The organism is Bartonella sp. TT110JLCBS, from assembly GCF_042193405.1.
Classification (GTDB): Bacteria; Pseudomonadota; Alphaproteobacteria; order Rhizobiales; family Rhizobiaceae; genus Bartonella.
In genome coordinates this window covers 1-1,434 of sequence record NZ_JBHILT010000097.1, presented here as the reverse complement: position 1 = coordinate 1,434, position 1,434 = coordinate 1, and the positions used below count along the sequence as shown (strand labels likewise).

Sequence of the window (1,434 nt, the reverse complement as noted above, 5' to 3'; positions counted from 1 at the left end):
AATTAAAATGGAATAAAAAAGTAAAATAATTACACACAACGTACTTTACTTTATGTTCAAAATAATAATAATGACAACAAATATCAGGATGTATATAACAATAAAAAAGAGTCATATTAAAATGAAGTAGATCATTCTTGTGATTTTGATTGCAAACCTTTTATCAGCTTGTGTATTAGCACCAAAGCTAAAACAGCCCAATGATAGGAACCGTGTGCCTATTAATAAAACAATCCCTGCCGAAATCAAGAGAGCAAACAGATGAAAAAGATATTTATTATAACAGGAATGATTACCCTTTTGGGAATGATAAATTTAACTCTAATATCTAACTTTAGTTGGGCTTCTGGGGCTCAAGATTCAACTATTCAAATTCCTCTCCCTGTTTCAAAAACAGAATATCTGAAAATTATTGAGTTATTAAACCAACAAATTAAAGAAAGCCAAAACCAGATCGAAAACGCGAAAAAAATCCATCAGTCTATAACAGGAAATAGAATCCAAAAACCAACAATAGGAGAGGACAAGAGCTTTTTCATACAAGATTCGCCTTCTATCTATCCAAAAACGCATTCCAACTACAGTGGCGTAGATGCTGGACAATTTCAAAGCGTTTTATATTCTGTTCTTGACGAAGAGAAAAGGTTTACCTTCTGGTCATTGCCGTATCATGAGATGCGCACAATAATTAATACCCGTCTTAACTATAGTGGAATTGTCGATAAAGCTGTAAGTTTGCAAACTTTTCAAGACGCAGAGAACCGCTTTACACAAATTGTCGATTTCTTAAATAATATAGATAAAACAAAAGATTTGAAAGGAGTTTTCGAGCTGCAAACACGCATCAAGACCATGTCAGCCATGCTCCAAAATGAATATACAAAACTACAAATGGTCAGAAATTTAAGCGATAACGAAGAGGCTCTTATCGAAATACAAAAACGTAAATTGTATGGAAAAATTATAAACTCTAACAACAACGATATGCCTACAATAAGATCTAACCAATAAAGCTCTTTACAACATTTGCTTTTTTTCATGAAAACAAAATCCACTGTAGAAGGTTCAGTACTATCTGAACAATTCAGAGAGGCAGAAAGCTTTTATCAAAGTCAAGATATCGCGATGAAAACACTTAGGTAATGTATAAATGAAAATGAAGCGTTTAGCATGTATCTATGTTTTAAGGTAATAAAAAGTTGAAAATTCGTTAAAGAGGAATTCCATGGACTTTACAGTGTTCACGCAACTTTTCAATAAAATTGATCAGATAACAAAAACATATGTCACGGATATTTCCTCAAAAACAATAGCTACAATTACACCCTTTGTATCAATCGGTATCACAATTGCTTTTATCATCTATGGTTGGCTCATCATTCGTGGCGCTATAGATATGCCTCTCTCCGGATTTGTAAATCGTTTCCTACGGAT

The 1,434-nt window shown here is 32.9% G+C and carries 2 protein-coding genes and 1 pseudogene; all 3 read left to right on the top strand.

The features are described from left to right. Positions 1–130 precede the first annotated feature (130 nt). Positions 131–265, top strand: a complete 135-nt coding sequence (locus tag ACFILW_RS09710) for a TrwH protein (protein WP_375624450.1) — start codon at positions 131–133, stop codon at positions 263–265. Next, positions 262–1,011 (top strand): type IV secretion system protein, encoded by a 750-nt coding sequence (locus ACFILW_RS09705; RefSeq protein WP_375685715.1) that lies wholly within the window; start codon positions 262–264, stop codon positions 1,009–1,011. The genes ACFILW_RS09710 and ACFILW_RS09705 overlap by 4 nt, the downstream gene beginning before the upstream one ends. 214 nt (positions 1,012–1,225) lie before the next feature. Next, positions 1,226–1,434 (top strand): annotated as a pseudogene (locus ACFILW_RS09700) (trwi protein); the annotation flags it as partial.